This window comes from Aquipuribacter aurantiacus (assembly GCF_051216895.1).
Taxonomy (GTDB): domain Bacteria; phylum Actinomycetota; class Actinomycetes; order Actinomycetales; family JBBAYJ01; genus Aquipuribacter.
The window spans coordinates 21155-33741 of the sequence record NZ_JBPKAO010000006.1 but is presented as its reverse complement, the minus strand read 5'-3'; the positions used below and the strand labels follow the sequence as shown (position 1 = coordinate 33741).

The following is a 12587-nucleotide window of genomic DNA, read 5'->3' as shown; positions in this document are numbered from 1 at the left end:
GTGCAACGGTGAGCCAGTTCCTGCTCGATCGTCCGCTAACGTGACGGAGGCCCCAGGGCCTCCAACAGACAACTCGACGAGGTGACGACATGCCGTTGACCGCAGACGACGTGGTCCAGAAGCGGTTCAACCCCACGAAGTTCCGTGAGGGCTACGACCAGGACGAGGTCGACGACTTCCTGGACGAGGTGGTCGCGGAGCTGCGACGCCTCAACGAGGAGAACGAGGACCTGCGCCGCCAGCTGGCGCAGAGCGAGAGCCGCGTCTCCGAGCTGTCCGGCAACGGCTCCGCCGACTCCGCCCCGGTCCCGACCCCGGCTCCCGTGGCCAGCCCGGCCCCCGCCGCGGCCGCACCGTCCGGCCCGGTCCCGACCGGGGTCGACGCCGGCAGCGGCGACGTCGCCGGCATGCTCGCCCTGGCGCAGCGGCTGCACGACGAGCACGTCCACAACGGCGAGCAGGAGCGCGACCGCCTCATCGGCGAGGCGCAGGAGACCTCCAGCCGCCTGGTCCGCGAGGCCGAGGAGAAGCAGGCCCAGACGCTCGGCTCCCTCGAGCAGGAGCGTGCCCTGCTGGAGCGCAAGATCGACGAGCTCCGTGGCTTCGAGCGCGACTACCGCAGCCGGCTCAAGAGCTACCTCGAGAACCAGCTCCGCGAGCTGGACAGCAAGGGCCAGGTCGTCCCGGGCCGGACGCCCGGCGCGACGGGCGGTCGCAGCCTCGGCGGCGACGACGCCGCTGCTGCCGGCTTCCCCTTCGGTGGCCAGAACTGAGCTCCGCGACACGCACACCCCCGAGGCCGCGCGCACGTCTGCTGGTCCTCGGGGTCGCGACGGCGCTCGTCATCGCCGTCGTGGACCAGGTCACCAAGTACCTCGCCGAGGCCCGTCTGGAGACGGGCACCCGGGTCGACGTGCTGGGTGACCTGTTCGGTCTCCGGCTGTTCTACAACTCCGGGGCGGCGTTCAGCCTCGGCACCGGGATCACCCCCGTGCTGACGGCGTTCGCCTGCGTCGCCGTGGTCGTCATGGTGGTCGCCCTGGCCCGGACCTGGAGCATGTCCTGGACGGTCGCGCTGGGGATCCTCCTGGGCGGGGCCACCGGCAACCTCGTGGACCGGCTCACCCGGGAGCCCGGTTTCGGGCGGGGCGAGGTGGTCGACTTCTTCGAGCTGCCCAACTTCCCCATCTTCAACGTCGCCGACATGGCGGTCGTCTCCGGGGCCGTCCTCGTCGTCCTGCTGTCCGTGCGCGACGTGCCGTTCGCGGCCACGCCGGACGACGACGCCGCCGCGGCCGGCACCACGACCGACACCGACAGCCCCGCCCAGCACCCGAAGGACTCATGAGCCACCGATCCCTGCCCGTGCCCGACGGTCTGGACTCCGAGCGCGCCGACGCCGGCCTCGCCCGCCTGCTGGGCGTGTCCCGCACCCGTGCCGCCGAGCTCGCCGCCGGCGGGCACGTGCTGCTCGACGGTCGCGCGGTCGGCAAGTCCGACCGTCTGGTCGCCGGCTCCTGGCTCGAGGTCGAGATCCCCGAGGAGGCCGAGCTGTCGTCCGACGGCGCCCCGGTGCCGGGGATGACCATCGTCTTCGACGACGACGACGTCGTGGTCGTCGACAAGCCGGTCGGTGTCGCGGCCCACCCGAGCCCCGGCTGGACCGGCACGACCGTCGTCGGCGGCCTGGCCGCGGCCGGCTACCGGATCAGCACGTCCGGGGCCGAGGAGCGCCAGGGGGTCGTGCACCGCCTCGACGTGGGGACGTCCGGGCTGATGGCCGTGGCCAAGTCGGAGCGGGCGTACACCTCGCTGAAGGACCAGTTCCGGCAGCGGACGGTCGACAAGACGTACCACGCGCTGGTCCAGGGCCACCCCGACCCCAGCTCGGGCACCGTCGACGCCCCGGTCGGCCGGCACCCCACGCACTCCTACCGCTGGGCGGTCGTCGAGGACGGCAAGCCGAGCGTCACCCACTACGACACGCTCGAGGCGTTCCCGGCCGCGACGCTGCTCGAGGTGCACCTGGAGACCGGGCGGACCCACCAGATCCGGGTCCACATGTCGGCGCTGAAGCACCCCTGCGTCGGCGACACCACCTACGGCGCCGACCCGGTGATGTCCGCCCGCCTCGGCCTGAGCCGGCAGTGGTTGCACGCCCACCGCCTGGCCTTCGACCACCCCGGTACCGGTGAGCGCGTGAGGCTCGAGTCGTCCTACCCCGACGACCTCGTGCGCGCCCTCGACGTCCTCCGCGAGGACGACGCCCGCACCTGACGCCCCGGCCCGGCGTGGGGCCCCGGCCGATCCTCCCGGCCGCGTCCCGGGTCGACCACCCGAGCACGTGCCTGGCGACGCGGGGCCCGGGCCCGGACCGCGCGTCCGGGGTCGAAGCGTCCGGGGGGCGACCTAGACTCACCTCCGATGTCCAGCGACTCGTTCTCCCACCTCCACGTCCACACCGAGTACTCGATGCTGGACGGGGCCGCACGCATCGGTGAGCTCTTCGCGGAGACCGAGCGCCTCGGCATGAGCTCGGTCGCGATGACCGACCACGGCAACGTGTTCGGGGCCTACGAGTTCTGGTCCAAGGCCACCAAGGCCGGCATCAAGCCGATCATCGGCACCGAGGCGTACATCACCCCCGGCACCAGCCGGTTCGACCGGTCCCGGGTCAAGTGGGGTGACGGCAGCCGCGACGACGTGTCCGGCAGCGGCTCCTACACGCACATGACCCTGCTGGCCGAGAACACCCAGGGCATGCACAACCTGTTCCGGCTCTCCAGCCTGGCCAGCCTCGAGGGGTTCTACTTCAAGCCGCGCATGGACCGGGAGCTGCTCGAGCGGTACCACCACGGCCTGATCGCCACCACGGGCTGCCCGTCGGGTGAGGTGCAGACCCGGCTGCGCCTGGGCCAGTACGACGAGGCCGTCCGGGCGGCGGCCGAGCTCAAGGACCTGTTCGGCGCGGGCAACCTGTACTGCGAGCTGATGGACCACGGCCTGGACATCGAGCGACGCGTCCGCGAGGACCTGCTGCGGATCGCCAAGGACCTCGACCTCCCCCTGGTCGCGACCAACGACCTGCACTACACGACCCAGGCCGACGCCGCCGCGCACGAGGTGCTGCTGTGCGTGCAGTCCGGCTCGCGCCTGGACGACCCCAAGCGGTTCAAGTTCGACGGCGACGGCTACTACCTCAAGTCCCCGGCCGAGATGCGCCACCTGTTCCGGGAGCTGCCCGAGGCCTGCGACAACACGCTGCTCATCGCCGAGCGCTGCGACGTGCAGTTCACCGAGGGCGAGGGCCGCTACATGCCCCGCTTCCCCTGCCCCGAGGGTGAGGACGAGACCAGCTGGTTCATCAAGGAGGTCGAGCTGGGCCTGCAGGCCCGCTACCCCGAGGGCGTCCCCGACGCCAGCCGCAAGCAGGCCGAGTTCGAGACCGACGTCATCGTCGGCAAGGGCTACCCCGGCTACTTCCTCGTGGTGGCCGACTTCATCAACTGGGCCAAGAAGAACGGCATCCGGGTCGGGCCGGGCCGTGGCTCGGGCGCCGGGTCGATGTGCGCCTACGCCATGGGCATCACGGACCTGGACCCGTTGCAGCACGGCCTGATCTTCGAGCGGTTCCTCAACCCCGAGCGCATGTCGATGCCCGACTTCGACATCGACTTCGACGAGCGCCGCCGGGCCGAGGTCATCCGCTACGTCACCGAGCAGTACGGCGACGACCGCGTCGCCATGATCGTCACCTACGGCACCATCAAGGCCAAGCAGGCCCTCAAGGACGCCTCCCGCGTGCTGGGCCACCCGTTCTCCATGGGCGAGAAGCTCACCAAGGCCATGCCGCCCGGCGTGATGGGCAAGGACATCCCGCTGTCGGGGATCTTCGACCCCGAGCACAAGCGATACGCCGAGGCCGGTGAGTTCCGCACCCTGTACGCCACCGACCCCGAGGCCAAGGGCGTCATCGACCGGGCCAAGGGCCTGGAGAACCTCAAGCGCCAGTGGGGCGTGCACGCCGCCGGCGTCATCATGTCCAGCGAGCCCCTGCTGGACCTCATCCCGATCATGCGCCGGGAGCAGGACGGGCAGGTCATCACCCAGTTCGACTACCCGAGCTGCGAGAACCTCGGCCTGGTCAAGATGGACTTCCTGGGTCTGCGCAACCTGACCATCCTCGACGACGCCCTGATCAACGTCCGGGCCAACGCCGGCGTCGAGATCGACCTGGACGCGCTCAGCAAGGACCCCACGGACCCGGTGACCTACGAGCTGCTCGGGCGGGGGGACACCCTCGGGGTGTTCCAGTTCGACGGCGGTCCGATGCGGGCGCTGCTGCGGCAGATGAAGCCCGACAACTTCGAGGACATCTCGGCCGTCGGTGCCCTGTACCGACCGGGCCCGATGGGCGCCGGGTCCCACACCAACTACGCGCTGCGCAAGAACGGGCTGCAGCCGGTCAGCTACCCGCACGACGAGCTGGCCCAGGCCCTGGAGCCCATCCTCGGCACCACCTACGGCCTGATCGTGTACCAGGAGCAGGTGATGGCCATCGCCCAGCAGCTGGCCGGGTACAGCCTGGGCAAGGCCGACCTGCTGCGCCGTGCGATGGGCAAGAAGAAGCGCGAGGTGCTGGACGCGGAGTTCGTCGGCTTCCGGGACGGGATGCGGGCCAACGGGTTCTCCGACGCCTCGATCAAGACGCTGTGGGACGTCCTGGTCCCGTTCTCCGACTACGCGTTCAACAAGGCCCACTCGGCCGCCTACGGCCTGGTCAGCTACTGGACCGCCTACCTCAAGGCCAACTACCCGGCCGAGTACATGGCCGCCCTGCTCACCAGCGTCCGCGACGACAAGGACAAGTCGGCGATCTACCTGCAGGAGTGCCGCCGGATGGGCATCGAGGTGCTGCCGCCGGACGTCAACACCTCCGCCCGCGACTACACCCCGGTGGGGCAGTCCATCCGGTTCGGGCTGGAGGCCGTCCGCAACGTCGGCGGCAACGTGGTCGACCTGGTCGTCGCCGCGCGGGAGGAGAAGGGCGCCTACGCCGACTTCTGCGACTTCCTCGACAAGGTCCCGGCGCCGGTCTGCAACAAGCGCACGGTCGAGTCGCTGGTCGCGGCCGGGGCGTTCGACGCGCTCGGGCACACCCGCCGGGCGCTGACGGCGGTCATGGAGGACGCGGTCGACGAGGCTGTGGCGCTCAAGCGCAAGCAGGCCGACGGCCAGTTCGACCTGTTCGCGTCCCTGATGGGCGACGGCCCGCCCGCCGACGGCGAGGTGGCCATCGCCACCGGCGTCAGCGTCGTCGTGCCCGACCTGCCGGAGTGGGACAAGAAGGAGCTGCTGTCGCGCGAGCGGTCGATGCTCGGGCTGTACGTGTCCGACCACCCGCTCAGCGGCATCGAGGGCATCCTCGCGCGGCTGGCGGACGTGTCCATCGCGCAGCTCGCGACCGACGAGACCATCAAGGACCGGGCGAAGGTCACCATCGCCGGTCTGGTCACCGGGGTGCAGCGCAAGATCTCCAAGGCCGGCAAGACCTGGGCCATCGTCACGGTCGAGGACCTGGCCGGCTCCGTGGAGGTCCTCGTCTTCCCCAGCCAGTACGACATCGCCGGGCCGGTGCTCGGCGAGGACGTCGTCGTGGTGGTCAAGGGCGACCTCAACCGCTCCGACGAGTCGGTCAGCATCCGGGCGACCGAGATCACCCTGCCGGACGTCGACACCCGGGCCGACGGGCCGGTGACGATCCAGATGGACCTGGCGCGCTGCACCCCCGTCGTGGTCGAGCGGCTGAAGGTCGTGCTCGACACCCACCCGGGGACCACCGAGGTGAGGCTGCGCCTGCAGCAGCCCGGCCGCGACACCCTGATGCGCCTGGACGAGGGCCTGCGGGTCACGGTCACGCCGGCGCTGTTCGGCGACCTCAAAGCCCTGCTCGGCCCCGCGTGCCTGGGGTGAACGACCAGACGCTGCGCCGTCCCCGGCCGAACCGTCGGCGGGCACGGCGGTCCCCGCGCCGGGTGGCGGTGCGGGCCCTGCTGGTCTGCCTCGCGGCCGGACCGTTCGTGGGTCTGCTCTGGTGGCTGCTGGCCCCCGGCGGGCTCCGCGCGCCGGGCGACACCTACCTGGACCTGCTCCAGGCCGCCGGGACCGCCGACGCGGCGTTCGCGGTGGCGTGCCTGGCGGCCGGCGCCGCGGCGGGCATCTGGTGGGTGCTGGCCCGCGAGGAGGAGCACGACGCCCGGGCGGTGGGGCGCCTCGTGGGGCTCCTGGTCGGCGGTCTGCTCGCCGCCGTCCTGGCCTGGTGCACGGGGGCCCTGCTGCAGCTGCTGGTGCCCGTCGAGGTCGCCGACGTCCCCGCCGAGGTGCTGCGCGACCTGACCGCGCCGCGGCCCAACCTGGCGGTGGCGGCCGGTGTGCTGCTCTGGCCGCTGGCCACCGGTGTGCTGGTGCTCGTGGACACGCTGCGCGACGTGGCCTGGCAGGCGCTGCGGGAGGACCGCGACCGCTGAGGCGGCGTGCCCGGGAGGCCGGGGGCGGGGGCGGCCCGTCGCGGGCCGCGACCCGCCGGTCGGGTCAGTTGAGGCCGGGGGCCCGGCGGACGACGTCGGTGGCGGGCACCGCCCGCAGCAGCTGCAGCAGGACCTCCTCGCGCGCCAGCAGCTGCAGCGCCCGGCGCAGCCGCTGGGAGGTGTCCTCGGACTCCAGCAGGCGCTGCCGGTCGACCAGGTCCAGCAGCATGTTGGCGGCGACCGTGTACGACAGCAGCAGCGGGTCGTCCGGCAGGACGCTGTCGGTGCCCCGCAGCCGGGCCCGGTAGCGCTCGAACGCCGCCCTGACCGACCCGGCCAGGAGCGCGGCCGTGTCGCCGACCGGTTCGTCCAGCACCTCGACCCGACCGCGCAGGTAGGGCACGGCGGCGTCCGGCCGGCCGGAGTCCGGGTCGACGCCCAGCAGCCGGAACCGGCGGGTGCCGACGGTCTGCACGTCGTAGCGGCCGTCCGGCAGGGCGGTGACGTCGGTGAGCTCCGCGAGCGTCCCGACCTCGTGCAGGGCGCGGGCCCCGCCGACCCCGACCTCGTGCCCGGAGCGGATGGCGACGACCCCGAAGTGCTGGTCGACCTCGTCCGCGGCGAGCAGGTCGGCTACCAGGTCGCGGTAGCGCTGCTCGAAGACGTGCAGCGGCAGGACCAGCCCGGGGACGAGCACCGTGCCCAGCGGGAAGAGGGGCACCGTCGTGCTCATCGGCTCAGCGTAGGTCCGCGCCGCCCACCCCGCTCAGCGAGCCCTCCCAGCCCGGCGACGTGCCCGACGACCCGCCCGGACGACCCCGCCCGGCGACCGGCCCGCCGGGGGGCTCACCGGGCGACGGGGGCCAGGACGGCCGAGGTGATGCGGACGAGGTCCGCGGGGGCGAGCCCGATGTCGAAGCCCCGTCGACCGCCGCTGACGAACACGGCCGGGTGCGCGGCCGCCGAGGAGTCGACCACGGTCGGCAACCCCACCCGCTGCCCCACCGGCGAGATGCCCCCGACCACGTAGCCGGTGGTCCGCTCGGCGACGCGGGGCTCGGCCATCGAGACGCGCTTGACGCCCAGCGCGGCCGCCACGGCCTTGAGGTCGAGGCGGTGCGTGACGGGGACGACCGCGACACCCAGACCGGGACGTGGCGCCCCGTCGAGGGCGACCAGCAGGGTCTTGAACACCGTCTCCGGGGCCAGGCCGAGCGCGTCGGCCGCCTCCAGGCCGTAGGACCCGCCGTCGGCCACGACCCGGGGGTCGTGGGCGTAGGTGTGCCGGGTGTGGCTGATGCCGGCCTGCTCGAGGGCGACGGTGGCGGGGGTCCCGCCGGGACCGGCCGGGCTGCGTCGGGTCACGGCCCGACGGTACCCAGGGCGGGTCCGAGGCGCCCCGCGCACCGGTCGGGGAGCACCGCCCCGGGCGACCTACCATGGATGGGTGGAGACAACAATGGTCACGTCAGGCGCGACCGAGCTGGTCGACGCGCCCATCCGCACGCTCGACCTGCGGGGACGTCACCTGGAGCACCGGCAGCTGCGCGGCGTCGTCCCGCGCGCCGAGCTCGACGTCGAGGGCGCCCTGGCGGTGGTCCGGCCGATCTGCGACGACGTCCGGGCGCGGGGCGTGGCGGCCGTCGTCGACGCGACCGAGCGCTTCGACGGGGTCCGGCTCGAGCAGCTGCGGGTTCCCGTCCAGGCCCTCGCCGACGCCCTCGCGGCGCTCGACCCGGCCGTGCGGGCCGCGCTGGAGGAGTCGATCCGCCGGGCGCGGATGGTCCACGCCGACCAGCGCCGCACCGACTCGACCGTGCAGGTCGTGCCCGGCGGCAGCGTCACCGAGCGGTGGGTCCCCGTGGAGCGGGTCGGCCTTTACGTGCCCGGTGGCCTGGCCGTCTACCCCAGCAGCGTCGTCATGAACGTCGTGCCGGCCCAGGAGGCCGGCGTCGAGCAGATCGCGGTCACCAGCCCGGCCCAGAAGGACTTCGGCGGTCTGCCGCACCCGACCATCCTCGCCGCGTGCGCCCTGCTCGGTGTCGAGGAGGTCTACGCCGTCGGCGGGGCGCAGGCCGTCGCCATGCTGGCCTACGGGGCCCGCGACGCCGACGGGACGCTGGTCGTCCCGGGCGTGGACATCGTCACCGGACCGGGCAACATCTACGTCGCCGCGGCCAAGCGCCTGCTCAAGGGCATCATCGGCATCGACTCCGAGGCCGGCCCGACCGAGATCGGCATCCTGGCCGACGACAGCGCCGTGGCCGCCGAGGTCGCCGCGGACCTGATCAGCCAGGCCGAGCACGACCCGATGGCCGGGGCCGTCCTCGTCACGCCGTCCACCGACCTCGCCGACGCGGTGACCGCCGAGCTCATCCGTCAGGTCGCGACCACGAAGCACACCGAGCGGGTGACGACGGCGCTGGCCGGCCCGCAGTCCGCCGTCGTCCTGGTCGACGACCTCGAGGCGGGCATGCAGGTCGTGGACGCCTACGCGGCGGAGCACCTGGAGATCCACACCGTCGACGCCCGCGAGCGGGCCGCCCGGGTCCGCAACGCCGGTGCGGTGTTCGTCGGCCGCTGGGCGCCGGTCAGCCTGGGCGACTACTGCGCCGGGTCCAACCACGTCCTGCCCACCGGGGGCTGCGCCTGCCACTCCTCGGGGCTGAGCGTGCAGACGTTCCTGCGCGGCATCCACGTCGTCGACTACGACGAGCAGGCGCTCGCCGACGTCGCGCACCACGTCGTGGCGCTCGCGAACGCCGAGGACCTGCCCGCGCACGGCGACGCCGTGACGGTGCGGTTCGAGGCGAGGGCCGCGGGCGCCGCCGGGCCCGGGTCGGCGCGCCCCTCGACCACGCCGTGACCGGGCGTCACCAGGCGCCGCGGACGTCGGCCGTCGACCGGCTCGACGCGGACGGGCTGCCGCTGCGCCACGACCTGCGCGGGGCGAGCGCCTACGGCGCCCCCCAGCTGGACGTGCCGGTCCGGCTGAACACCAACGAGAGCTCCCACCCCGTCCCCGCGGCGGTGGTGGAGGCCCTGGTGGCCGCCGTCGCCGAGGTCGCCCCGCACCTCAACCGCTACCCCGACCGCGAGCTGACGGCCCTGCGCCAGGACCTGGCCGGCTACCTGGGCAGGACCTCCGGCGTGCCGCTGACGGCCGAGCAGCTCTGGGCCGGCAACGGCAGCAACGAGGTCCTGCAGCACCTGCTGCAGGCCTTCGGGGGCCCCGGCCGGGTCGCGCTGGGCTTCACCCCGGCCTACTCGATGCACCCGATCATCAGCCACGGCACGGGCACGGCGTGGGTCGACGGGCACCGTCCCGGCAGCAGCGAGGACCCGTTCGACCTCACCGCCGAGGCCGCGGCGGCGCAGGCCGCCGACGTCGACCCCGACGTGGTGTTCCTGTGCTCGCCCAACAACCCGACCGGGACGGCGCTCGACCTGGACGTGGTGACGGCGGTCCACGACGCCGCGCCCGGTGCCGTCGTGGTCGTGGACGAGGCGTACGCGGAGTTCGCGCGGGCGGGCACGCCGAGCGCGCTGACGCTGCTCGAGGGCCGTCGCCGTCTCGTCGTCACCCGCACCATGAGCAAGGCGTTCGCGTTCGCCGGGGCGCGCGTCGGCTACCTGGCGGCCGACCCCGCGGTCACCACCGCCATGCGCCTGGTGCGGCTGCCGTACCACCTGTCGTCCCTGACCCAGGCCGCCGCCCGCGCGGCCCTGGCGCACACCGACGCCCTGCTCGGCAGCGTCGAGGACATCAAGGCCCAGCGGGACCGCATCGTCGAGGGGACCCGTCGGCTGGGCCTGCGCCCCGTGCCCAGCGACGCGAACTTCGTGCTCGTCGGTGGGTTCGGCGACGAGTCGGCCGCGTGGCAGGGCCTGCTGGAGGCCGGGGTCCTGGTGCGGGACGTCGGCCTGGTCGGGCACCTCCGGCTCACGGCGGGAACAGAGGCGGAGACCACGACGCTGCTCCAGGCGCTCGAGGACCTCGTCGCCCGGTCCGGCTGAGCCCGCCCGGCCGGCGGCGCGCCCGGTACCGTCGGCGACGACCCGGACGCACGCCGCGACCTCGACCCGAGACCTGCATCCGTCGACCCGCACCCCACGAGACCCACCCAGGAGCCCCCTTGAGTACGCCTGCCCGGACCGCGCGCATCGAACGAGCCACCAAGGAGAGCCGCGTCGTGGTCGAGGTCGACCTCGACGGCACCGGCGTCTCCGACGTGTCCACCGGTGTCCGGTTCTTCGACCACATGCTCAAGACGTTCTCCCGGCACTCCCTGGTCGACCTGCACGTCAGCGCCGACGGCGACACCGACGTCGACGCCCACCACACGGTGGAGGACGTCGCCATCGTGCTCGGCCAGGCCCTCGACCAGGCGCTGGGCGACAAGGTGGGCATCCGCCGTTTCGGCGACGCGACCGTGCCGCTGGACGAGTGCCTGGCCATGGCCGCCGTCGACCTGGCCGGCCGCGCCTACTGCGTGCAGGACGGCGAGCCGGCCGGTCAGGAGCACGTGCTCATCGGCGGGCACTACGTGGGCTCGCTGACCCGGCACGTCCTGGAGGCGCTGGCCCACAACGCCCGCATCGCCATCCACGTCCGCGTCCTGTCCGGCCGCGACCCCCACCACGTGGTGGAGGCGCAGTTCAAGGCGCTCGCCCGGGCGTTCCGCGCCGCGGTCGAGCCCGACCCGCGCGTGGGCGGTGTGCCCAGCGAGAAGGGCGCCCTGTGACCACGGCCGACGGCACCACCCCGGCCGCCGCCACCCCGGCCGCCGCCACCCCGGCCGCCGCCACCCCGGCCGCCGCCACCCCGGCCGCCGCCACCCCGGCCGCCGCCACCCCGGCCGCCGCCACCCCGGCCGCCGCCACCCCGGCCACCGCCACCGGTCCCGGGACCGGCGCGGCCGCCTCGTCGCGTCGGCCCACCGTGGTCGTGATGGACCACGGGTCCGGCAACGTGCGCTCCGCCGTGCGTGCGCTGGAGCGGGCCGGGGCCGACGTCGAGCTGACGGCCGACCACGAGCGCTCGCTGGCCGCCGACGGTCTCGTCGTCCCCGGTGTCGGGGCGTTCGCCGCGGTGACCGAGGGCGTCCGGGCCGTGGGCGGTGACGTGTTGGTCGGACGCCGCCTGGCCGGTGGTCGTCCCGTCCTGGGCATCTGCGTCGGCCTGCAGGTCATGTTCGAGGCGTCGACCGAGCCCGGTGCCGGGCACCGCGAGGGGCTGGGTCAGTGGCCGGGCACGGTGCGCCGGCTGCCGGCCGAGCGGGTGCCCCACATGGGGTGGAACACCGTCGACGTGCCCGAGGGCAGCCGGCTGTTCGCCGGTCTGGCGGGGGAGCGGTTCTACTTCGTGCACTCCTACGCCGTGCTCGCGCCGGGTCAGCGCCCGGTCGAGGGCGAGGAGCCCGACCCCGAGCACGTGGCCGACCTGGGCAGCGACCGCATCGCCGCTCCGCTGGTGACCTACGCGGAGCACGGCGGGGTGCGGTTCGTCGCCGCGGTCGAGAACGGTGCCCTGACGGCGACCCAGTTCCACCCCGAGAAGTCCGGGGACGCCGGCGCGGCGCTGCTGGCCGGCTGGGTGGACTCGCTCCGCTCGTGACGTCGTGCTCAGCCGGCGGGGCTCCCGAGGTCGGCCACGAGGTGCCCGAGGTGAGTCCGAGATGAGCAAGGACCGGGCCCGGCGGCGCGCGGCCCGCGAGGCGCAGGCGGGCGCGGCCCGGGAGCGGGCCGAACGCGACCGGCTGGCGGCCGTCGAGCGACGGCGACGTCGCGACGCCCGCGCCCGCGCGCTGCGACGCACGCTCGGGCTGCAGCCCACCCGGGTGCGCTCGGCCACCCGGCGCGCCGCCGTCCGGCGGTGGGTGCCCGTCGTCGTGGTGGTCGTGGCGGCCCACGTGCTGCTGTGGGTGCTGGTGGGCGACGTGCGGACGAGCCTCGTGGCGCTGGGGGTCACCCTGCTGGCCTCGCCCGTGCTCTGGGTGCTGGTGACCGACTCCGCGCGAGGGCGGCGCACCGGCTACCGTCGGCGTCCGTGACCACGCC

At 73.9% G+C, this 12587-nt stretch carries 12 protein-coding genes; 10 read left to right on the top strand and 2 right to left on the bottom strand.

What is annotated here, in order from left to right; genetic code table 11:
* Positions 1-89: 89 nt before the first annotated feature.
* The 5 genes from ACR80Q_RS09885 to ACR80Q_RS09865 all read left to right on the top strand — a co-directional run bounded on the left by ACR80Q_RS09885 (position 90) and on the right by ACR80Q_RS09865 (position 6527).
* Positions 90-773: a DivIVA domain-containing protein gene (locus ACR80Q_RS09885; protein ID WP_435377433.1), complete on the top strand. Its 684-nt coding sequence runs from the start codon at positions 90-92 to the stop codon at positions 771-773.
* Positions 770-1348, top strand: a complete 579-nt coding sequence (gene lspA, locus ACR80Q_RS09880) for a signal peptidase II (RefSeq protein ID WP_435377607.1) — start codon at positions 770-772, stop codon at positions 1346-1348. The genes ACR80Q_RS09885 and lspA overlap by 4 nt, the downstream gene beginning before the upstream one ends.
* Complete coding sequence (locus ACR80Q_RS09875) at positions 1345-2277, top strand: RluA family pseudouridine synthase (RefSeq protein ID WP_435377432.1); 933 nt, start codon at positions 1345-1347, stop codon at positions 2275-2277. Before lspA ends, ACR80Q_RS09875 begins: the two co-directional genes overlap by 4 nt.
* Positions 2278-2424: 147 nt before the next feature.
* Positions 2425-5973: a DNA polymerase III subunit alpha gene (dnaE, locus tag ACR80Q_RS09870; protein ID WP_435377431.1), complete on the top strand. Its 3549-nt coding sequence runs from the start codon at positions 2425-2427 to the stop codon at positions 5971-5973.
* Positions 5970-6527: a hypothetical protein gene (locus ACR80Q_RS09865; RefSeq protein WP_435377430.1), complete on the top strand. Its 558-nt coding sequence runs from the start codon at positions 5970-5972 to the stop codon at positions 6525-6527. Before dnaE ends, ACR80Q_RS09865 begins: the two co-directional genes overlap by 4 nt.
* Positions 6528-6591: 64 nt before the next feature.
* Here the strand turns inward: ACR80Q_RS09865 and ACR80Q_RS09860 are convergent, their stop codons facing one another.
* Together ACR80Q_RS09860 and ybaK are read right to left on the bottom strand one after the other, a co-directional pair.
* Positions 6592-7260, bottom strand: a complete 669-nt coding sequence (locus tag ACR80Q_RS09860) for an LON peptidase substrate-binding domain-containing protein (RefSeq protein WP_435377429.1) — start codon at positions 7258-7260, stop codon at positions 6592-6594.
* A gap of 113 nt (positions 7261-7373) precedes the next feature.
* Positions 7374-7892 carry a Cys-tRNA(Pro) deacylase gene (ybaK, locus tag ACR80Q_RS09855; protein WP_435377428.1) on the bottom strand — a complete coding sequence of 173 codons (519 nt, stop codon included), beginning with the start codon at positions 7890-7892 and terminating at the stop codon, positions 7374-7376.
* Positions 7893-7986: 94 nt separating this feature from the next.
* Between ybaK and hisD the strand changes: the two genes are divergently transcribed.
* The 5 genes from hisD (at position 7987) to ACR80Q_RS09830 (ending at position 12580) form a co-directional block, all read left to right on the top strand.
* Positions 7987-9393 carry a histidinol dehydrogenase gene (hisD, locus tag ACR80Q_RS09850; RefSeq protein ID WP_435377606.1) on the top strand — a complete coding sequence of 469 codons (1407 nt, stop codon included), beginning with the start codon at positions 7987-7989 and terminating at the stop codon, positions 9391-9393.
* 56 nt (positions 9394-9449) lie between these two features.
* Positions 9450-10544, top strand: a complete 1095-nt coding sequence (locus ACR80Q_RS09845; protein ID WP_435377605.1) for a histidinol-phosphate transaminase — start codon at positions 9450-9452, stop codon at positions 10542-10544.
* 119 nt (positions 10545-10663) lie between these two features.
* Positions 10664-11272, top strand: a complete 609-nt coding sequence (gene hisB / locus ACR80Q_RS09840) for an imidazoleglycerol-phosphate dehydratase HisB (protein WP_435377427.1) — start codon at positions 10664-10666, stop codon at positions 11270-11272.
* Between the two features lie 206 nt (positions 11273-11478).
* Positions 11479-12144, top strand: a complete 666-nt coding sequence (gene hisH, locus ACR80Q_RS09835) for an imidazole glycerol phosphate synthase subunit HisH (protein ID WP_435377604.1) — start codon at positions 11479-11481, stop codon at positions 12142-12144.
* A gap of 61 nt (positions 12145-12205) precedes the next feature.
* A complete protein-coding gene (locus ACR80Q_RS09830) occupies positions 12206-12580 on the top strand; it encodes a hypothetical protein (RefSeq protein WP_435377426.1) in 375 nt (124 codons plus the stop codon).
* Positions 12581-12587 lie beyond the last annotated feature (7 nt).

Bases quoted from the DNA above. Each gene is read 5' to 3' on its own strand.
- hisH (WP_435377604.1), top strand. From the start codon at position 11,479: ATGGACCACGGGTCCGGCAACGTGCGCTCCGCCGTGCGTGCGCTGGAG.
- ACR80Q_RS09830 (WP_435377426.1), top strand. From the start codon at position 12,206: ATGAGCAAGGACCGGGCCCGGCGGCGCGCGGCCCGCGAGGCGCAGGCG.
- ACR80Q_RS09885 (WP_435377433.1), top strand. From the start codon at position 90: ATGCCGTTGACCGCAGACGACGTGGTCCAGAAGCGGTTCAACCCCACG.
- dnaE (WP_435377431.1), top strand. From the start codon at position 2,425: ATGTCCAGCGACTCGTTCTCCCACCTCCACGTCCACACCGAGTACTCG.
- ACR80Q_RS09860 (WP_435377429.1), bottom strand. From the start codon at position 7,260: ATGAGCACGACGGTGCCCCTCTTCCCGCTGGGCACGGTGCTCGTCCCC.
- hisD (WP_435377606.1), top strand. From the start codon at position 7,987: ATGGTCACGTCAGGCGCGACCGAGCTGGTCGACGCGCCCATCCGCACG.
- ACR80Q_RS09875 (WP_435377432.1), top strand. From the start codon at position 1,345: ATGAGCCACCGATCCCTGCCCGTGCCCGACGGTCTGGACTCCGAGCGC.